Consider the following 18841-nt stretch of genomic DNA (forward strand, 5'->3'; position numbering starts at 1 on the left):
CAGGGCCGCCCGTCGCGTCCAACCCCGGGGTCGGCGGCTTGCTAAAATCCCGATCCTTGCCGCTCGACCGGCGCATTACTGGCGACCCGCGTGACCACCCCTACTCCGATCACCTACCGGGACGCCGGCGTCGACATCGACGCGGGCAACGAAGTCGTCGAACGCATCAAGCCGCTGGTCAAGCGCAGCTTCCGTCCCGAGGTGATGGGCGGGCTCGGCGGTTTCGGCGCGATGTTCGACCTGTCGAACAAGTACAGGGAGCCGGTTCTCGTCTCCGGCACCGATGGCGTGGGCACCAAGCTCAAGCTCGCGCAGCAACTCAACCGCCACGACACGATCGGCATCGACCTCGTCGCGATGTGCGTCAACGACGTGCTCGTGCAGGGCGCCGAACCGCTGTTCTTCCTCGATTACTTCGCCACCGGCAAGCTAGACGTCGACACCACGGTCGCGGTCGTCGGCGGCATCGCGCGCGGTTGCGAACTCTCCGGGTGCGCACTGATCGGCGGCGAAACCGCCGAGATGCCCGACATGTATCCGCCGGGCGAATACGACCTCGCCGGTTTCTGCGTTGCCGCGGTCGAGAAGTCGAAGATCCTCGACGGTGCGAAGGTGCAGGCCGGCGACGTGCTGCTCGGCATCGCCTCCTCGGGCCCGCACTCGAACGGTTACTCGCTCGTGCGTCGCATCTACGATCGCGCCGGGCGCCCGGCCGACCTCGACGTCGGCGGTCGCAAGCTCGTCGACGCGCTGATGGAACCGACGCAGCTGTACGTGAAGCCGATCCTGGAACTGCTGTCGAAGCACGACATCCACGCGATGGCGCACATCACCGGCGGCGGCCTCACCGAGAACATCATCCGCGTGATCCCCGACGGCCTCGGCCTCGACATCGACGCGTCCGCGATCGTGCTGCCGCCGGTGTTCGACTGGCTGCAGCGCGAAGGCGCGGTGCCGCGCGAAGAGATGTGGCGCACGTTCAACTGCGGCGTCGGCTTCGTGCTCGTGCTCGCACCGAACGACGTCGCCGCCGTGTCCGCCGACCTGCAGCGCCTGGGCCTTTCGCATCGCGAAATCGGCAAGGTCGCACAGGGCGGCGCCGAGCGCGTGCGCATCGGCTGAGCACCTCCGCCATGCGCCGGCTCGCCGTCCTCGCTTCCGGACGCGGCAGCAACCTGCAGGCCATCGTCGACGCGATCGATGCGGGCACGCTCGACGCGAAGATCGTCGGCGTGTTCTCCGATCGATTGAACGCGCGCGCGCTCGAACGCGTGCCGCCCGACCTGCGCTGGAGTCGCGACGCGAAGGCCTACGCGCAACGCGCGGACTTCGACGACGAACTCGCCGATGCGATCGATACGGTGCAGCCGGACTGGATCGTGTGCGCCGGTTACCTGCGCATGCTCGGCGAAACTTTCGTCGCGCGCTTCCGCGGTCGCCTGCTGAACATCCACCCGTCGCTGCTCCCCGCGTATCGCGGCCTGAAGACCCATGCGCGCGCGATCGCCGACGGCGTGGCCGAACACGGCGCGAGCGTGCATTTCGTCAGCCCCGAACTCGACGCCGGCGCGGTCGTCGCGCAGGCGCGCGTACCGGTGCTCGAAGGCGATACGCCGGATGTGCTCGCCGAACGGGTTCTGGCCGTCGAACATCCGTTGCTGGTCGCGGTCGTACGCCTCGCGGTCGAAGGCCGCATCGCCGAGGCGGGCACCACGGTCCTGCTCGACGGTCAGCCCCTGTTGGATCCCTTGTCCGTAGAGTCCGCCGACTCCGCATGCCTGGCCCCACCGACCAAGTGAAGACTGCCCCCGCCCCGCTGCTGCTCGCCGCGCTCCTCGCGGCCGCCTGCGCGTGGCCGGCGGCGGCGCAGCAGACCGTCCCCGTGCCGGCGACCTCCGCCGCCGCGCCGGCCACGACTGCGCCGCTTCCGGAAGCGGCCGTACCGGCCCTCGTTCCGTTCAATGCGCGCTACCGCGTCACCCGCGACGGCAAGACGCTCGGCGACGCGACGCTGAACCTGGTGTCGCTCCCGGACCAACGCTGGCGCATCGACCTGCGCATCGAAGCCACGCGCGGCCTGATGGGCCTGGCCGGGCTCGACCTGCAGCAGAGCACGGTGTTCGACACGCACGAGGAGGTCCTGCGCCCGCTGAGCCAGAGCACCGTGCGCAAGGCGCTCTTCACGCGCAAGCAGGTCACGGGCACGTACGACTGGTCGACCGGCGTCGCCCGCTGGACCGGCGACCTGAAAAAGAACCGACGCGAACCGGTTCCCCTCCGCAAGGGGGACATGAACGGCTTGCTGATCAACCTCGCGGTGTTGCGCGACGCCGCGCCCGGGGCCACCCTGCAATACCGGTTCGTCGAGTACGGCCGCGCGAAGGACCAGCAATTCCTGGTGTCTCCGGCGCGCGAACCACAGGTCGTCGACGACCTTGCCTACCAGGCACTGCGCGTGGAGCGCGTGCGCGGCGGCAACAACGGGACCACGTTCTGGGTCGTGGAAGCCGTCCCGACTCCCATCCGCATCGTGCAGCACGACGACGAAGACACGTACGAGCTGCAACTGATCGATTACCAAGAGGCCTGAGCCATGCGTCGTTTGATCACCACGATCGTCACCGCCGCCGCGCTCGCCCTGCCGGCGTACGCCGCGCAGAGCGGCTTGAAGCCGTTCGACGCCGACTACGTCGCGAACTACCAGGGCATGGAAGGCAACGCGCGCATGACGCTCGCGCAGTCCGGCGGGCAGTGGAAATACACCCTGCGCGTCAACAGCAGCCTCGCCTCGCTGAGCCAGAGCACCACCTTCGACGAGAAGGACGGCCAGTGGCGCCCGCTCTCCGGCACCGACGTGTCGGCGGTGCTGATCAAGAAGAAGAACAAGCAGGCGAACTACGACTGGGGCAAGGGCGTGGCGACGTGGAGCGGCGACGTCAAGCCCGACCGCGCCGGCCCGGTGAAGCTGCAGCCCGGCGACCTCGACGCGATGCTGGTCAACCTCGCCCTCGCACGCGACGTGCACGCCGGCAAGCCGTTGCGCTATCGCATGGTCGACGACGGCCGCGCGAAGGAGCACGTGTATACGGTCGCCGGCAAGGAATCGATCGACGTGGGCGGCAAGCAGCAGCAGGCGACGAAGGTGCAGCGCACCGACGGCAACAAGCAGACGATCGTGTGGATCGTCGACGGCCTGCCGACGCCCGCGCGCATCCTGCAGCGCAAGGACGGGCAGGACGAAATGGATCTGCAGTTCAAGGCGATGCGCTGATCGCCGGAGCGCAATGCCGATTACGAAGAGGCCGCCATCAGGCGGCCTTTTTGTTTTCAGGGGAGCTTGATCTTGTAACCGGGCGCGATTTCGAGCGGCTCATCGTTCGCGAAGGCGTTCGCCAGCCGCCAGAACGCAAGCCACGCGCCACAAAGCACTGCGGCCGGAATCGCGTAGTAAAGCACCGCGACGCGGATGAAGGAGTTTCTGAATTCGGCGAACAGCGCTCTCATTGTGCCTCCCATGTTTCCTTGATGAATCGAGTCGCGCCGACCAGCAAGGCTGCCGCCGCAAACCCGACGTCAAAGTACACAAGCCACTGCTTCGCAACTGCAAGAAAGCGATACGTTTCGGCGGGAAATGGATGCAATGCATGCAACCACCCCATCAACAACGAAACGCCCCATGCAAGCACGAGAATCGCGCAGAACATCAGCGATGTATTGAGCTGAAATCACCCGACGCGCTTGATCCGCGCACCCAACCCCGACAACTTCTCTTCGATGTTCTCGTAGCCGCGGTCGAGGTGGTAGATGCGGTCGATGACCGTCTCGCCTTCGGCCACCAGGCCCGCGAGGATCAGCGACGCCGACGCGCGCAGGTCGGTCGCCATTACCGGCGCGCCGCTCAGCTTCTCCACGCCGCGCACGATCGCCGTGTGGCCTTCGACGCGGATGTCCGCGCCCAGGCGCAGCAGTTCCTGCACGTGCATGAAGCGATTTTCGAAGATCGTCTCGTTGATCACGCCGACGCCGTCGGCGATGCAGTTGAGCGCCATGAATTGCGCCTGCATGTCGGTCGGGAACGCCGGGTGCGGCGCGGTGGTGATGTTCACCGCCTTCGGGCGGCGGCCCTGCATGTCGAGCGTGATGCGGTCGCCTTCGACGTCGATGTGCGCGCCGGCCTGCATGAGTTTTTCGAGCACAGCGTCCAGCGTTTCCGGACGCGTGCGGCGCGCGACCACGCGACCGCCGGTCATCGCGCCCGCGACGAGGAAGGTGCCGGTCTCGATGCGATCGGCCACCACCGCGTGCTTCGCGCCGTGCAGGCGATCGACGCCGTGCACGACGATGCGGTTGCTGCCCGCGCCTTCGATCTGCGCGCCCATCGCGTTGAGGCAGTCGGCGAGGTCGACGATCTCCGGTTCCATCGCCGCGTTCTCGAGCACGCTGGTGCCCTGCGCGAGCGCGGCGGCCATCAGCACGTTCTCGGTCGCGCCGACGCTGACGAGGTCGAACACCACGCGTCCGCCCTTCAGGCGATCCGCACGCGCCTTGATGAAGCCGTGGTCGACGGTGATCTCGGCGCCGAGCGCCTGCAGGCCCGCGATATGTAGGTCGACGGGACGCGAACCGATCGCGCAACCGCCGGGCAACGAGACTTCGGCCGCGCCATGCTTGGCGAGCAGCGGACCGAGCACGAGCACCGACGCGCGCATCGTCTTGACCAGTTCGTAGGGCGCGACGTGCGAAGTCACCGAGCGCGGATCGACGACGATGCCGCTCTCGCTGCCCTTGCCGATCGTGCCCTGGTCGATGGTCAGTTCCGCGCCGAGCCCGGCGAGGAGCTTCGCGGTGGTGACCACGTCGTGGAGATGCGGGACGTTGCTGATCTCGACCGGCTCGTCGGCGAGCAGCGTCGCGCAGAGGATCGGCAGCACGGCGTTCTTCGCGCCGGAGATCTGCACGTCGCCATTGAGCGGCGCGCCGCCCTCGACCTGGATCTTCTGCATGTCAGGCGCTCGCCTCGTCCGGCGTGAGGGTCTTCAGCGCGAGCGCGTGGATCTCGCCGCCCATGCGTTCGCCCAGCGTCGCGTACACCATGCGGTGGCGCGCGAGCGGCAGCTTGCCGCGGAATTGTTCGCTCACGACGGTGGCCTCGAAGTGCACGCCGTCCTCGCCCGCGACCTGTGCTGTGCTGCCCGGCAGGCCCTGCTCGATCAGGCGTCGGATGGTGTCGGCGTTCATGCGGGGGGTGTCCTGTAAACTGCGCACTCCAGTCTAGCGGAAGGCCACCCCACCGTTCCCATGGCGACCCAACCCGCACCCATCGACGCCGCCGCGGCCCTCCAGGGGAATTTCGACTTCGCCGCCAGCGGTCGCCGCGTCATCGCGATCGAAGCCGACGGCCTGCAGGCCGTCGCGGCCCGGCTCGACGGGGCGTTCACCGCCGCCTGCCGGGCGATGCTCGCGTGCCGCGGCCGGGTGGTCTGCTCGGGGATGGGCAAGTCGGGGCACGTGGCGCGCAAGATCGCGGCGACCCTGGCCTCCACCGGCACGCCCGCGTTCTACGTGCATCCGGGCGAAGCCGCGCATGGAGACCTCGGCATGATCACCGACGCCGACATCGTGCTCGCCCTCTCCTACTCCGGCGAAAGCGACGAGCTGTTGATGGTCCTGCCCGTGCTCAAGCGCCAGGGCAACCTGCTGATCGCGATGACCGGCCGCCCCGGTTCGTCGCTCGCGCGCGAAGCCGACGTGCACCTCGACGCCAGCGTCCCCGCCGAAGCCTGCCCGCTCGCGCTCGCTCCCACCGCCAGCACCACCGCCGCGCTCGCCCTCGGCGATGCGCTCGCGGTCGCGCTGCTCGAAGCGCGCGGCTTCACCGCCGAAGATTTCGCGCGCTCGCATCCGGCCGGCGCGCTCGGTCGCCGCCTGCTGCTGCACATCCGCGACGTGATGCACGCCGGCGACGAGGTGCCGCGCGTGCGCGAAACGGCGACGCTCAGCGAAACGCTCGTCGAGATGAGCCGCAAGCGCCTCGGCATGAGTGCGATCGTCGATGCCGACGGCCGCCTGCTCGGCCTATACACCGACGGCGACCTGCGCCGCACGCTCGACGATGCGAGCATCGACATGCGTTCGACACGCATCGGCTCGGTGATGACGAAGTCGCCGAAGGTGATCGGCGCCGACGCGCTCGCCGTCGAAGCCGCGCAACTGATGGAACACCACAAGATCAACGCCCTGCTCGTCGTGGACGACGAACGCCGCGTCGTCGGCGCGCTCAACATCCACGATCTCCTCCGCGCCCGGGTCGTCTGACACATGTCCAGCACCGACAAGCACTACTCGCACCTCAACGATTTCCCCGCCGACATCCGCGAACGCGCGAAGCGCATCCGCCTCGCGTGTTTCGACGTCGACGGCACGCTCACCGACGGCCGCCTGATCATCGACAGCGAAGGCAACGAATCGAAGGCCTTCCACGTGTTCGATGGCCTCGGCCTCAAGCTGATCCAGCGCAAGGGCATCGCGGTCGCGTTCGTCACCGCGCGCGCCAGCGCCGCGGCCGAACGCCGCGCGCAGGAACTCGGCGTCGAATCGCACACCGGCGTGAGCGACAAGCTCGCATGCGTCGAGGGCATCGCACGGCGACTGGGCCTCACGCTCGACGAAGTGGCCTTCATGGGCGACGACCTCGCGGACCTGCGCGTGATGCTGCAGGTCGGCCTTTCGGTCGCGCCGGCGCAGGCGCACATGTGGACGCGCGAACGCGTGCACTGGCGCACCACCGCGCGCGGCGGCGAAGGCGCGGCACGCGAACTGTGCGACCTGATCCTCGCCGCGCAGGGCCATGCCGAAGACTTGCTCGCCGACATCGCCCACGTCACCGGCGTGCGCGTGGAGCGCTCGTCGTGATCGTGCGCGGCTGGCTCGTGCTGTTGCTGCTCGTGGTCGCCGCCGCCACCGGCTGGTCGATCTGGAAGAGCCGCCCCGACGAGCGCACGCCGGTGGCCGATCCGACGCGTTCGACTTACGTGCTCACCGATTTCGAAGCGATCGTGCTCGACGACCAGGGCCACGAGTCGTTCACCGTGCAGGCGCCGCGCCTGGCGCGCAGCCCCGCCGACGAAACGATGACGCTGGAAACGCCGGTGTTCTTCATCCCCGTCGCGCCGGGCCCGAACCAGGTCCCCACGCGTGAAGCCGGATGGGAAGTGCGTTCGAAGACCGCATGGGTGAGCGGCTCGGGCGACGAGGTCCGCCTGCAGGGCAACGTCGTCGCGACGTCGATGCCTTCGGCGCGCGGGATGAAGATGACCACCGAGCAACTGAACGTCTTCCCGGAAAAGAATCGTGCCGTCTCGCCCAGCTTGGTCACCGTCACGCAACCGGGCTCTATACTGCGCGGTCAAGGCATGGAGGCGCTGCTGGACAGCAAGCGCGTCCGCTTCCACTCCAACGTGAAGCTCCACTATGTCCCGACCCGTTGAATCCCTGCGTCCCTTCGCACCGATCCTGTTCGGCGCGCTGCTGGCGCTCGTGCTGTTCCCGGCGTCGGCGCGCATCGCGGACCGCAACCAGCCGTTGAACGTCGAATCCAACACCAGCGACTGCACGGTGACCGACGACGGTCCGTGCACGCTGATCGGCAACGTCCATCTCGTGCAGGGCTCGCTGAACGTGCAGGCCGGCAAGGCGGTCGTGCATCGCGCGGGCGGCGACATCCGCCGCGTGCAGCTGACCGGTTCGCCGGTGCAGATGAGCCAGGAGCTCGACGACGGCTCGAAGATCAACGCGCGCGCCGACAACGTCGATTACGACATGGCCACCGACACGGTCATCTTCACGGGCAACGCCCTGATCGACCAGCCGGGCCGCGGCAACATCGCCGGCGGCCGCATCGCTTACAACATGCGCACGGGCCAGGTGCAGGGCTCGGGCGAAGGCGAGAAGGGCCGCGTGAAGATGCAGTTCGTGCCCAAGAGTGCGCAGTCGCAGGGCAGTCGCTGATGCTCGTCGCCGAAGGGTTGCGCAAGTCCTACCGCTCGCGCGCCGTCGTCCGCGACTTCGGGCTCACGCTCGACGCAGGCGAGGTCGTGGGCCTGCTCGGCCCCAACGGCGCGGGCAAGACCACCTGCTTCTACATGATCGTCGGCCTGGTGCCGGCCGATGCGGGCAAGATCGTCCTCGACGGCCGCGACATCACCGGCGATCCGATGTACACGCGAGCGCGGCTCGGCGTCGGTTACCTGCCGCAGGAACCGTCGGTGTTCCGCAAGCTCACCGTCGCCGACAACCTGCGCCTGGTGCTCGAACTGCGCGACGACCTCGACGAGTCCGCGCGCGAGCGCGAGCTCGGCGTGCTCCTCGACGAACTGCAGATCGGCCACGTCTCCGGCCAGATCGGCGCGAGCCTCTCCGGCGGCGAGCGCCGCCGCGTCGAAATCGCCCGCGCACTGGCGGCGAAGCCGCGCCTGATGCTGCTCGACGAACCCTTCGCCGGCGTCGATCCGATTTCGGTCGGCGAGATCCAGCGCATCGTGCGTCACCTGAAATCTCGCGGGATCGGGGTCCTCATCACGGATCACAACGTGCGCGAGACCTTGGGCATCTGCGACCGGGCGTATATCCTCAACGAAGGCAGCGTGCTCGCGCAGGGGGCGCCGGACGCGCTGCTGGCGAACCCTGACGTCCGCCGCGTCTACCTGGGCGAAGCTTTCCGCCTGTAAGGTCGTCGCGTCCGGCCGTCGGTCCCATCCGGCAGCGTTGGACTCGACATGAAGCCCCGCCTCCAGACATCGCTGGGACAACACCTCGTGATGACGCCGCAGTTGCGGCAGGCCATCCGGCTGTTGCAGCTGTCGACCGCGGAACTGGAAGTCGAAATCGCCAGCGCGGTCGAAAGCAATCCGCTGCTCGACTGGGAAGAAACGACGCCGCTGGACACCCTTCCGGGCGATGGCGCGCAAGGCAATGGCCACGATACGGCCGATGGCCACGACGACGCACCGCCCGCCGACGCCTCCGCGTGGGACGGCGACGAAACCTGGTACGAGCGCATCGGTCCCGCGGACAGCGACGACGAACCGCTCGCCGAACAGGTCGCCGATCCGGAAACATTGCAGGACCACCTGCTGTGGCAATTGCACCTGAGCCATCTCTCGCAACGCGATCGCGCGATCGGCGTTGCGATCATCGAAGCGATCGACGACGACGGTTACCTGCGCGAATCGCTCGACGCGATCGCCGAGAGCCTGCGTCCGGAACTCGTCGCGCAACCCGAGGAACTCGTGACCGTGCTGCACCAGGTGCAGCGCTTCGATCCGCCGGGTGTCGGCGCGCGTTCGCTCAACGAATGCCTGCAATTGCAGCTCACGATGCTGCCCGCGGAAACGCCGGGGCGCGAGCTCGCCATGCGCATGGCCGAAGGTCCGCTCGAACGCCTGCCGCGCATCGGCGTCGCGGGCCTGTCCGCCGAACTGCGTCGCCCGACCGAAGACATCGAGCAGGCCGTGCACCTGCTGCGTTCGCTCGAACCACGGCCCGGCGCGCAGATGGGCACGACGTCCGCCGACACGTACGTCACGCCCGATTGTGTCGTATGGCGGCAACAGGGCCAGTGGCGCGTCGCACTCGCGGCGGGTGCGCGTCCGCGCATTTCGATCCATCGCGGTTACGAACGCCTGATCCGTTCGGCGAACGAACACGATGCGATCTACCTGCGCGGCCGCCTGCAGGAAGCGCGCTGGTTGCTCAAGAGCCTCGAAGCGCGCGGCGACACGCTGCTCAAGGTGATGCGCTGCCTGCTGCACCAGCAATCGGCGTTCCTCGAATTCGGCGACCAGGCGCTGCGTCCGCTGACGCTGCGCGAAGTCGCGACCGAAGTCGGCCTGCACGAATCGACGATCTCGCGCGCGATCGCACGCAAGTACGTGCGCACGCCGCGCGGCACGATTCCGTTGCGCGCGTTCTTCGCCTCGGGCATCGAAACCGGCAGTGGCGGCGAAGCCTCGAGCACCGCGATCCAGGCCATGATCCGCCGTCTCGTGGAAGCCGAAGACCCGCGCAAGCCCATGTCCGACGCCCGCCTGGCCGAGACCCTGAAGGCGTCCGGCGTCCCCGTGGCGCGCCGGACGGTGGCCAAGTACCGCGAAGCGATGAGCATCCCGTCCTCGCAGGACCGGCTGCGCATCGGCTGAACACAGCGGCCCGTCGCGGCCACTTCCCCTTGCGACGGGCCGGCGTATGCTGTGGTTCCGAAGTGACGCAAAGAAGGAGGTCCCCGCGATGCGTATCGACACCTACGGTCAGCAACTCGAAGTCACGCCCGCCCTGCGCGACTACGTTGAATCCAAGCTTTCGCGGCTCGCCCGCCACTTCGACCAACCTTTCGATGTCCGCACGCAACTGAGCCTGGAACGCACCGACCACTGCGCCGAGGCGAACGTCAACATCGCCGGCCGCACGCTCCATGCAGATGCCACCGCCGAAAACATGTACGCCGCGATCGACCTGCTTGCCGACAAGCTCGATCGCCTGCTGATGAAGCACAAGGAAAAACTCATCGACTCCCACCGCGGCGGGGACGCCGCGCGCGGCGGCTGACGCCGCGTACCTGATGCCGTTCCAGTCGCTGCTCGCCGCCGACCGCATCGTCCTGCTCGTGGAAGCCGGGGACCGCGACGGCGTGCTCGACGCCGCTGCACGATTGCTTTCCGACGCGTCGCCTGCGAACACGCAGGCGATCGCGGAAAGCTTGCGCAAGCGCGAGCGTCTCGGCAGCACCGCCATCGGACACGGCATCGCGATTCCGCACGGCCGCACCAACGCCTTCGACCACGCGCGCGCCGCGTTCCTGCGCCTGCGCACGCCGGTCGACTTCGGCGCGAGCGACGGCGAACCGGTCGATCTCGTGTTCGCGATGGCCGTGCCGGAACACTTCACCCAGGAGCACCTGCAACTGCTCGCGCAGATCGCCGAACACTTCGCCGACGCGGGCTTCCGCGAAGCGCTGCGCAATGCGCGCGATGTCGTCGCGTTGCGCGCGCTGCTGCTGGATCCGGCGCAAGCGCCGCTCGCCGCGGGACAGGCGCGATGACGCTGCGGATCACGGCGCAGGAGCTGTTCGACCTGCACCAGGGCAAGCTCGCGTTGCGTTGGGTCGCAGGCCAGGGCGGCGGCAAGCGCGTGCTCGAATCGGTCGACACGGTCGCGCGTCGCCCTTCGCTCGCCGGCTATCTCAACATCATCTATCCGAACAAGGTGCAGATCCTCGGCACCGAAGAACTGTCGTGGCTCGATGGCCTGGATTCGCGCGCGCGCTGGGAAGTGATCGAGAAGATCATGCAGGCGCGCCCGCTCGCGCTGGTGATCAGCAAGGAACAGCGCATCCCCGAGGACCTGCGCATCGCGGCCGAGGAAACCGACACGGCGCTGTGGGTCTCGCCGCGGCGCGGCCACGAACTCCTCAACCACCTGCAGTACCACCTCGCACGCACGCTCGCGCCGCGGGTGACGCTGCACGGCGTGTTCATGGAGATCTATTCGATCGGCGTGCTGATCACCGGCGAGTCGGGATCGGGCAAGAGCGAACTCGCGCTCGAACTGATCACGCGCGGCCATCGCCTCGTCGCCGACGACGCCCCCGAGTTCACCCAGATCGCACCCGACGTGCTCGACGGCACGTGCCCGGAGCTGCTGCAGGACCTGCTGGAAGTGCGCGGCCTCGGCGTGCTCAACGTGCGCCAGATGTTCGGCGACACCGCGGTGAAGAAGAACAAGTACCTTCGCCTCGTGGTGCACCTGACCAAGCCGCACCTGGAGCCACAGCCGGGCGGCATGGAACGCATCACCGGCGACCTCAGCGCGCGGCGCGTGCTCGATCTCGACGTCCCGCAGATCACGTTGCCCGTCATGCCCGGCCGCAACCTCGCGGTGCTGGCCGAAGCGGCGACGCGCGCGCACATCCTGCGCGCGAAGGGCGTCGATCCCGCGGCGGCCTTCATGGCGCGCCATTCCCATTTCCTCGAACGCTCCAGCTGACGCCGTGGACGACACCAGCCCGACGCCAAACCCTGCAAACCCCACCTCCGCCCTCGCGGCCCCGGGCATGATGGTCGTCACCGGCATGTCCGGTTCGGGCAAGTCGGTCGCGCTCAACACGCTCGAGGACCTCGGCTTCTACTGCGTCGACAACCTGCCGGCGGACATGCTGCCGGACTTCGTGCGGCGCCTGATGCGCGAAAGCGAGGACCGCCCCGAGAAGATCGCGGTCGGCATCGACGTGCGCAGCGGCGGCGACCTCGGCGCGATTTCCGAAGTGCTCTCCGCCATCGGCGCGCTCGGCGTGGATCCGAAACTGCTGTTCTTCGACGCCGAAGACGACGTGCTCCTGCACCGCTACGCCGACACGCGACGCCGCCATCCGCTCAGCCATCTCGGCCTCGCGCTCGCCGATGCGATCGCGCTCGAACGCCAGGCGCTGAAGCCGCTGCGACAGATCGCCGACGTCGTCCTCGACACCAGCCACCTCAACGTGCACAAGTTGCGCCGCGTGGTGATCACCGAGTTCGGCCTGGGCGAGGCATCGACGTTGTCGCTGCTGTTCGAGTCCTTCGCCTATCGCCGCGGCGTGCCGGCCGACGCCGACTTCGTGTTCGATGCGCGCAGCCTGCCCAACCCGCACTGGGACGCGCGCCTGCGCCCGCTCTCCGGTCGCGACAAGGACGTGAGCGAGTACCTGGAGGCGCAACCGCTCGTGCAGCAGTACAGCGAGCAGATCGAACACTTCCTCGACACCTGGCTGCCGCGCCTGCAATCGGACACGCGCAGCTACGCGACCGTGGCCTTCGGCTGCACGGGCGGGCGGCACCGCTCGGTCTACCTGGCCGAGCGCCTCGCGCGCCACTTCCGCGACCGCGGCTGGGCCGAAGTTGCAGTGCACCATCGCGAGCTGGACTGACTTGCCCTAATCTGGCGCCATGACCGTCGGCGTCCTGCTCATCACCCACGAAGGCATCGGCTCCGCGCTGGTCGCGGTGGCCACGCGCCTGCTGCGCCAGTTGCCGTTGAAGACCGAGGCCTTCGAGGTCCCCTTCGACGGCGACCCCGACGCGTTGCTGCCGCAGGCGAGCGCGGCGCTGCGCCGCGTCGATGGCGGACAGGGCGTGCTGGTGCTCACCGACCTGTACGGCGCGACGCCGAGCAACCTCGCGAGCAAGCTCGCGCGCATCGGCACACCGGTGCGGCGCGTGTCGGCGGTGAGCCTGCCGATGCTGCTGCGCGTGATGAACTACTCAGAAATGGAACTCGACGAATTGCCCAGCGTCGCCGCGGCAGGCGCGCGCAACGGCGTGATCCATGATGACGCTTAAAGTAGGCCTTCCCCCAGGCAAGTGATGCAAGGAAACGCATGATCGAGCGCGAGCTCCTGGTCGCCAACAAGCTGGGCCTGCACGCACGGGCCACGGCGAAACTCGTGCAGGTGCTATCGAGTTACAAGAGCGGCGCGACCCTCAGTGCGAAGGGCCGCGAAGTCAACGCGAAGAGCATCATGGGCGTGATGCTGCTGGCCGCCGGCCAGGGCACCCCGGTCGTGCTGCGCGTCGACGGCGCCGACGAAGCCGAAGCCGCCGCCGCAGTCGCGGACCTGTTCGAGCGACTGTTCGACGAGGGCGGCTGATGCGCCAGGTCCTGCCCGGCCACGGGGCGTCGCGCGGAAGCGCGCTCGGCCGCGCACGGGTCAGGCTGCCGCACGTCCTCGATGTCCGCGAAGAACGCATCCCCGCCGACACGGTCGATGCCGAACTCGATCGCCTGCACGCCGCGATCGATGTCGTGCGCGAAGAGATGCGCGTGCTGCGCCATCGCCTGCATGGCGCGCTCGCGCAGGAAGTCGGCGAATTCCTCGACCTGCACGCGCTGCTGCTCGACGATCCCGAACTGCTGCAGGGCCTCGACGACCTGATCCGCGCGGGCCGCTATTCGGCCGACTACGCGCTGCGCCTGCAGCGCGACCGCATCGCCAACGTCTTCACCGGCATGGACGATGCGTACCTGCGCAGCCGCATCGACGACATCGACCAGGTGATCGGTCGCATCCACGCCGCATTGCATCGCCGCTCGACGCCGGTCGAAGGGTTGGCCGGCGACATCCTCGTCACCGACAACATCGCGCCGGCCGAACTCGCGCAACTGCAGGCGCAGGGCGTGATGGCGGTGGTCACGGCGGGCGGCAGCGCGTTGTCGCACAGCGCGATCCTGGCGCGCTCGTTGCACCTGCCGCTGGTCGTGGGTGCGGCGCAGGCGTTGCTGAAGGTCAACGACGGCGACGTGCTCGCGGTCGACGGCACCAGCGGCCTCGTCGTGCTGGAACCGAACGCCGACGACCTGCGCGGCCACCGCGCGCGCATGCGCGACCAGGTGCGCGAACGCCGCCAGCTCAATCGCCTGCGCCGCGAACCGACGCGCACCACCGACGGCGTCGACATCAAGTTGTGGGCGAACGCCGAATCGCGCGCCGACGTCGCCGAAGCGCATGCGCTCGGCGCGGCGGGCGTCGGGCTGTATCGCACCGAATTCCTGTTCCTGCAGCGCAACGAGTTGCCGGACGAAGAGGAACAGTTCCGCGCCTACCGCGACGTCGTGCTCGGCATGACCGGACGCACGGTCACCATCCGCACGCTCGACCTCGGCGCGGACAAGGCCGATCGCAGCGGCCTGGTGCTCGAAGACGAACCCAATCCCGCGCTCGGCCTGCGCGGCGTGCGCCTGTCGCTCGCGCGCGATGCGCTGTTCCGCACGCAGTTGCGTGCGATCGCGCGCGCGTCCGGCTACGGTCCCGTGCGCGTGCTGGTGCCGATGGTGAGCAGCCGCGAAGAGATCGTGTCGGTGCGCCGCCTGTTGAAGCGCGTGCTGGCGCAGGTGCGTCGCGAAGGCCACGAGGTCGCCGACGTCATCCCGCTCGGCGCGATGATCGAAGTCCCGGCCGCGGCGATCGCCCTGCCCGGCTTCGTCGGCGCCGTCGACTTCCTCTCGATCGGCACCAACGACCTGATCCAGTACCTGCTCGCCGCCGATCGCAACAACGAAGCGCTCGGCGACATCTACACGCCGCTGCACCCGGCGCTGGTCCGCCTGCTGCACGACATCATCCGCATCGCGCACCGCAAGGGAAAACCGGTGGCGGTGTGCGGCGAAATGGCCGGCGATGCGCAGTACGCGCCGCTGCTGCTCGCCCTCGGGCTCAGCGAGTTCTCCCTGCACCCCAACACGTTGCTGGAACTGCGCCGCGCGATCCGAGACTGCGACCTCGGCGCGTTGCGCGCCCGCGCGCCCGCATTGCTGCGCGCGAAGGACCGCAAGTCGATCGAAACCTGGCTGCAGGGGTAGGCGGCCCGCATCGTCGCGGGCCATAATTCGCGCCATGAACGCCTGACCCTGTCGCGCCTCGTGTGCGACGCGCCAACGGAAGTCCCCGCATGGCCGAAGCCGTACGCCACGAGAAGACCGCGCGACAGCTGCGTCTGCTTTCAGACGCGCTCGACAGCGGCCGCCTCGGCCCCGTGCGCCGGCTGGTCAACACGCTGTCGCCGGCCGAGATCGGCAACCTCCTCGAATCCCTCCCGCCCGCCAAGCGCACCGTCGTGTGGGGCCTGGTCGATCCCGAGGACGACGGCGAAGTGCTGGTCCACGTCGGCGACGACGTGCGCGAGAGCCTGCTCGCCGAAATGGATCCCGACGAAATCGTCGCGGCCGTCGAGGACCTGGACATCGACGACCTCGCCGACCTCGTCGAAGACTTGCCGGACACGGTCATCGACGAAGTCCTCAAGTCGATGGACCGCGACAATCGCGAGCGCCTCGAGCAGGTCCTGTCGTACGACGAGGAGACCGCAGGCCGCCTGATGAACCCCGACGTGGTGACGGTGCGCACCGACACCACGGTCGACGTCGTCCTGCGTTACCTGCGCCTGCGCGGCGAACTGCCGGACCACACCGACCACCTGTACGTGGTGAGCCGGCGCCACCAGTACCTCGGGCGCATCGCGCTGCAGGCGCTGCTCACGCGCGAACCGAACACGCCGATCAACCAGTTGATCGACGACGAACAGCCCGCGATCCACGTCGACGAATCCACCGACGAAGTCGCGCGCCAGTTCTCCGACCACGACTGGATCTCCGCGCCGGTCGTCGACGACAGCAACATCCTGCTCGGCCGCATCACCATCGACGACGTCGTCGACATCATCCGCGAACAGGCCGAACACCAGGTGCTCGGCGCCGCGGGCCTGGACGAGGACGAAGACCTGTTCTCGCCGGTGCCGCGCGCGTGGCGCCGCCGCATCCTGTGGCTCGGCGTGAACCTGTGCACCGCGTTCCTCGCCTCCAGCGTCGTCGGCCAGTTCCAGGGCACGATCGACCGCATCGTCGCGCTCGCCGTGCTGATGCCCATCGTCGCCGGCATGGGCGGCAACGCGGGCACGCAGGTGCTCGCGCTGATGATCCGCGGCCTCGCGCTCGGCCAGGTCGGCGCGTCGAACGTGCGCGTGCTGCTGTGGAAGGAACTTCGCGTCGCGCTGATGAACGGGTTGATGATCGGCGGCATCGTCGGCCTCGCGACCTGGGCGTGGTTCCATGACCCGATGCTCGCGCTGGTGATCGGCGCGGCGATGACGCTCAACCTGTTGTTCGCCGCGCTCGCCGGCGTGCTGGTGCCGGTCACGCTCAAGCGCATGAACCTCGACCCGGCGCTCGCCGGCGGTGTGATCCTGACCACCGTGACCGACGTGATGGGGTTCCTCGCCTTCCTCGGCCTCGCGACGCTGATCCTGTTGCGCTGATCCTGTTGCGCTGAACGAATCCCGGCCGCGCGTGGCCGCTCGCATCGCGAAATCCGTGGCATTGAGCTCGCACCGCGCGCCCGGCATCATGCGCGCCGTTTTGCCCACCCACGCGCTTCCCACCGAATGGATCCCATGAACGCCAAGCTGCTCTCGTTGTCCTTCGCCATGACCATCGCGCTGGCCGCCTGCGCGAAGACCGAAACCCCGGCCGCCGATGCGACTGCGTCGAACGCCACCGCGGCTGCGCCCGCTGCGCCGACGGCGCCTGTCGCACCCGAAGCCCCGGCCGCGCCCGCGGGCGACATCGAACTGACGATGGCGAAGGTCGACGCATGGCTCGCCGCGTCGAAGAACCTCGCGATCGCGGAACAGTCGGATGCGTCGCTCGATTCGGCGATGAATGCCTCGGAAGAAGACAGCGCGAAGTACGCCGCGCGCCTCGAAGCCACGCCGAAGCTGCGCGAAGCGATCGAAGAAGCCGGCATGTCGACGCGCGACTACGCGCTGACCAGCGAAGCGCTGGTATCCACGCTGATGGCGGTGGGTGCGGTGGACGCGGGTCTGGTGAAGGAAATCCCGGCGGAGATCCACCCGCAGCACGTCGAGTTCGTGAAGGCGCACCGCGCCGAGATCGAGAAGAAGATGCAGGGCGGCGCCGAAGGCTGAGTTCGCTTGCGAGACCCGATGGGCGGTCGCGATCGTGCGGCCGCACATCGTCGATCGCTTCGTGTGTGGGGATGACGCGTTTCGCATCGCGTCCTCCCCCACGACGGAGCAGCACGATGGATCGACAACAACAACAGCGGTCTCGCACCGTCGCCGCGATGGCGACGATCGTTCTCGGGGTGACTTTCATTCTCCCCGTCGCGCGTGTTCATGCAGGTGATCGCTTGAGCGCCGCGCTTTCGCATACATGCGCCATTCGTTCCGACGGTACGCTCGCTTGCTGGGGCGAGAACAGTTCGGGTGAAACCAACGCGGTAGCGGGATCGTTCGTCCAGATCTCTTCGGCCGAACTCCACAACTGCGCGCGCGCATCGAGCGGTGCGGTGTCGTGTTTCGGCTACACCGAATGGGTGCCGCCGTTGTTCCCGCCTCCGCAGCCGGGCACGTTTCGCATGGTGAGCGCTGGCGGGTTGCATACGTGCGGCGTTCTCAGCGACGCCACGATCACGTGCTGGGGCGACGGCGAGTTTTTTGGCGAAAACTTCCCCGCGGGACCCAACAGCAACTATCGCAGCGTCGATTCCGGGTGGCGGCACGTATGCGCGGTGCGCAACGACGACAGCGCCGTGTGCTGGGGCAGCGACTCGAATGGCCAGGCACCGGTACCGCCATCGAACGAGCCCGTTCCCATTCACTACACCCTGATCAGCCAGGTCAGCGCGGGCGGCTTGCATAGCTGCGGCCTGCATACCAATGGCACCGTAGAATGTTGGGGGCTGAGCACCAGTGGTCAAACGAACGCGCCCACGGGCACCTTCGTCGAAGTGCAGACCGGCTGGGCCCACTCCTGCGCACGACGCGTCGATGGCACCGTCGCATGCTGGGGCGCCGACAATGCATCGCAGGTCTCCGACACGCCGACGACGCCCTTCGCCGAAATCAGCGCGGGCTACTTCCACAACTGCGGCATCGTGCTGGCGACGGGCGCGGTCGAGTGCTGGGGCGACGATCAATTCGATCAATCGTCGCCGCTCCCCGGCGACTATCGCGCAGCGACGGCGCAAGCCGCGCTGACGTCCCTCGCGGGCCAGGTGACCGCGCTTGGAGGGACCGTTGCGAAGCCGCTGCTCGCATCGATGACGGGCGCGTCGATGCGCCTCAACGACGGCAATCCGGCGAACGACAAGGCCGCGTGCGGGAAGCTCGGCGCGACGCGCAACAAGCTGGCGGAATTCGTCGCGACCGATCGCATCGACGACGCCACCGGCCTGTCGCTGATCGGACAGACCGTCGCCATCCGCAACCAGATCGGTTGCTGATGTGCACAGGCCGAT

24 protein-coding genes are annotated in these 18841 nt (G+C 68.3%); 20 read left to right on the plus strand and 4 right to left on the minus strand.

Translation table 11 applies throughout. The features are described 5' to 3' along the window. The first annotated feature begins 90 nt into the window (after positions 1–90). Genes purM through LK996_RS12810 form a run of 4 tightly spaced genes read left to right on the plus strand, consistent with a single transcriptional unit; the run spans position 91 to position 3271 of the window. Entirely contained in the window at positions 91–1122 is a 1032-nt protein-coding gene (gene purM / locus LK996_RS12795) for a phosphoribosylformylglycinamidine cyclo-ligase (protein ID WP_230527747.1), read from the plus strand. 11 nt (positions 1123–1133) lie between these two features. Beyond that, a complete protein-coding gene (purN, locus tag LK996_RS12800; protein ID WP_230527748.1) occupies positions 1134–1799 on the plus strand; it encodes a phosphoribosylglycinamide formyltransferase in 666 nt (221 codons plus the stop codon). Continuing rightward, on the plus strand, positions 1775–2590 hold the full coding sequence (locus LK996_RS12805; protein WP_230527749.1) for a DUF3108 domain-containing protein: 816 nt from the start codon (positions 1775–1777) through the stop codon (positions 2588–2590). The genes purN and LK996_RS12805 overlap by 25 nt, the downstream gene beginning before the upstream one ends. A gap of 3 nt (positions 2591–2593) precedes the next feature. Further along, positions 2594–3271, plus strand: coding sequence for a DUF3108 domain-containing protein (locus tag LK996_RS12810; RefSeq protein ID WP_230527750.1), 678 nt, complete (start codon positions 2594–2596; stop codon positions 3269–3271). A gap of 56 nt (positions 3272–3327) precedes the next feature. Here LK996_RS12810 and LK996_RS12815 read toward each other — a convergent pair whose 3' ends face one another. From LK996_RS12815 to LK996_RS12830, 4 genes are read right to left on the minus strand one after another with little or no spacing between them, the layout of a single operon-like run. Next, positions 3328–3504: a hypothetical protein gene (locus LK996_RS12815; RefSeq protein ID WP_230527751.1), complete on the minus strand. Its 177-nt coding sequence runs from the start codon at positions 3502–3504 to the stop codon at positions 3328–3330. Continuing rightward, positions 3501–3704, minus strand: a complete 204-nt coding sequence (locus LK996_RS12820; RefSeq protein ID WP_230527752.1) for a hypothetical protein — start codon at positions 3702–3704, stop codon at positions 3501–3503. The genes LK996_RS12815 and LK996_RS12820 overlap by 4 nt, the downstream gene beginning before the upstream one ends. Before the next feature lie 21 nt (positions 3705–3725). Continuing rightward, the gene (murA, locus tag LK996_RS12825; protein WP_230527753.1) at positions 3726–5003 is read right to left on the minus strand and encodes a UDP-N-acetylglucosamine 1-carboxyvinyltransferase; all 1278 of its coding nucleotides are present in this window, start codon (positions 5001–5003) and stop codon (positions 3726–3728) included. Position 5004: 1 nt separating this feature from the next. Next, a complete protein-coding gene (locus tag LK996_RS12830) occupies positions 5005–5238 on the minus strand; it encodes a BolA family protein (protein WP_230527754.1) in 234 nt (77 codons plus the stop codon). A 60-nt stretch (positions 5239–5298) separates the two neighbouring features. Here LK996_RS12830 and LK996_RS12835 point away from each other — a divergent pair, with 60 nt between their 5' ends. The 16 genes from LK996_RS12835 to LK996_RS12910 all read left to right on the plus strand — a co-directional run bounded on the left by LK996_RS12835 (position 5299) and on the right by LK996_RS12910 (position 18826). After that, positions 5299–6315, plus strand: a complete 1017-nt coding sequence (locus LK996_RS12835; protein WP_230527755.1) for a KpsF/GutQ family sugar-phosphate isomerase — start codon at positions 5299–5301, stop codon at positions 6313–6315. 3 nt (positions 6316–6318) lie between these two features. Further along, positions 6319–6912: a KdsC family phosphatase gene (locus LK996_RS12840; RefSeq protein ID WP_230527756.1), complete on the plus strand. Its 594-nt coding sequence runs from the start codon at positions 6319–6321 to the stop codon at positions 6910–6912. Then, the gene (gene lptC, locus LK996_RS12845; protein ID WP_230527757.1) at positions 6909–7487 is read left to right on the plus strand and encodes an LPS export ABC transporter periplasmic protein LptC; all 579 of its coding nucleotides are present in this window, start codon (positions 6909–6911) and stop codon (positions 7485–7487) included. Before LK996_RS12840 ends, lptC begins: the two co-directional genes overlap by 4 nt. Next, on the plus strand, positions 7471–8007 hold the full coding sequence (gene lptA / locus LK996_RS12850; protein WP_230527758.1) for a lipopolysaccharide transport periplasmic protein LptA: 537 nt from the start codon (positions 7471–7473) through the stop codon (positions 8005–8007). The genes lptC and lptA overlap by 17 nt, the downstream gene beginning before the upstream one ends. After that, positions 8007–8726: an LPS export ABC transporter ATP-binding protein gene (gene lptB, locus LK996_RS12855; protein WP_230527759.1), complete on the plus strand. Its 720-nt coding sequence runs from the start codon at positions 8007–8009 to the stop codon at positions 8724–8726. The genes lptA and lptB overlap by 1 nt, the downstream gene beginning before the upstream one ends. Before the next feature lie 48 nt (positions 8727–8774). Beyond that, a complete protein-coding gene (locus LK996_RS12860; RefSeq protein ID WP_230527760.1) occupies positions 8775–10196 on the plus strand; it encodes an RNA polymerase factor sigma-54 in 1422 nt (473 codons plus the stop codon). Positions 10197–10284: 88 nt separating this feature from the next. Beyond that, complete coding sequence (hpf, locus tag LK996_RS12865) at positions 10285–10602, plus strand: ribosome hibernation-promoting factor, HPF/YfiA family (RefSeq protein WP_230527761.1); 318 nt, start codon at positions 10285–10287, stop codon at positions 10600–10602. Between the two features lie 13 nt (positions 10603–10615). Then, positions 10616–11095 (plus strand): PTS sugar transporter subunit IIA, encoded by a 480-nt coding sequence (locus LK996_RS12870; RefSeq protein ID WP_230527762.1) that lies wholly within the window; start codon positions 10616–10618, stop codon positions 11093–11095. Next, entirely contained in the window at positions 11092–12039 is a 948-nt protein-coding gene (gene hprK, locus LK996_RS12875) for an HPr(Ser) kinase/phosphatase (RefSeq protein ID WP_230527763.1), read from the plus strand. Before LK996_RS12870 ends, hprK begins: the two co-directional genes overlap by 4 nt. A gap of 70 nt (positions 12040–12109) precedes the next feature. Next, positions 12110–12958 carry an RNase adapter RapZ gene (rapZ, locus tag LK996_RS12880; RefSeq protein ID WP_425493784.1) on the plus strand — a complete coding sequence of 283 codons (849 nt, stop codon included), beginning with the start codon at positions 12110–12112 and terminating at the stop codon, positions 12956–12958. Positions 12959–12977: 19 nt separating this feature from the next. Beyond that, on the plus strand, positions 12978–13370 hold the full coding sequence (locus tag LK996_RS12885) for a PTS sugar transporter subunit IIA (protein WP_230527765.1): 393 nt from the start codon (positions 12978–12980) through the stop codon (positions 13368–13370). A gap of 38 nt (positions 13371–13408) precedes the next feature. Further along, positions 13409–13678, plus strand: coding sequence for an HPr family phosphocarrier protein (locus tag LK996_RS12890; protein ID WP_230527766.1), 270 nt, complete (start codon positions 13409–13411; stop codon positions 13676–13678). Further along, positions 13678–15387, plus strand: a complete 1710-nt coding sequence (ptsP, locus tag LK996_RS12895) for a phosphoenolpyruvate--protein phosphotransferase (RefSeq protein WP_230527767.1) — start codon at positions 13678–13680, stop codon at positions 15385–15387. Before LK996_RS12890 ends, ptsP begins: the two co-directional genes overlap by 1 nt. Positions 15388–15476: 89 nt before the next feature. Continuing rightward, complete coding sequence (gene mgtE, locus LK996_RS12900) at positions 15477–16838, plus strand: magnesium transporter (protein WP_230527768.1); 1362 nt, start codon at positions 15477–15479, stop codon at positions 16836–16838. A 135-nt stretch (positions 16839–16973) separates the two neighbouring features. Further along, positions 16974–17507, plus strand: a complete 534-nt coding sequence (locus LK996_RS12905) for a hypothetical protein (RefSeq protein WP_230527769.1) — start codon at positions 16974–16976, stop codon at positions 17505–17507. Between the two features lie 224 nt (positions 17508–17731). After that, on the plus strand, positions 17732–18826 hold the full coding sequence (locus tag LK996_RS12910; protein WP_230527770.1) for an RCC1 domain-containing protein: 1095 nt from the start codon (positions 17732–17734) through the stop codon (positions 18824–18826). Positions 18827–18841: the final 15 nt, after the last annotated feature.

Source organism: Noviluteimonas lactosilytica, assembly GCF_020866925.1.
Lineage (GTDB): Bacteria > Pseudomonadota > Gammaproteobacteria > Xanthomonadales > Xanthomonadaceae > Noviluteimonas > Noviluteimonas lactosilytica.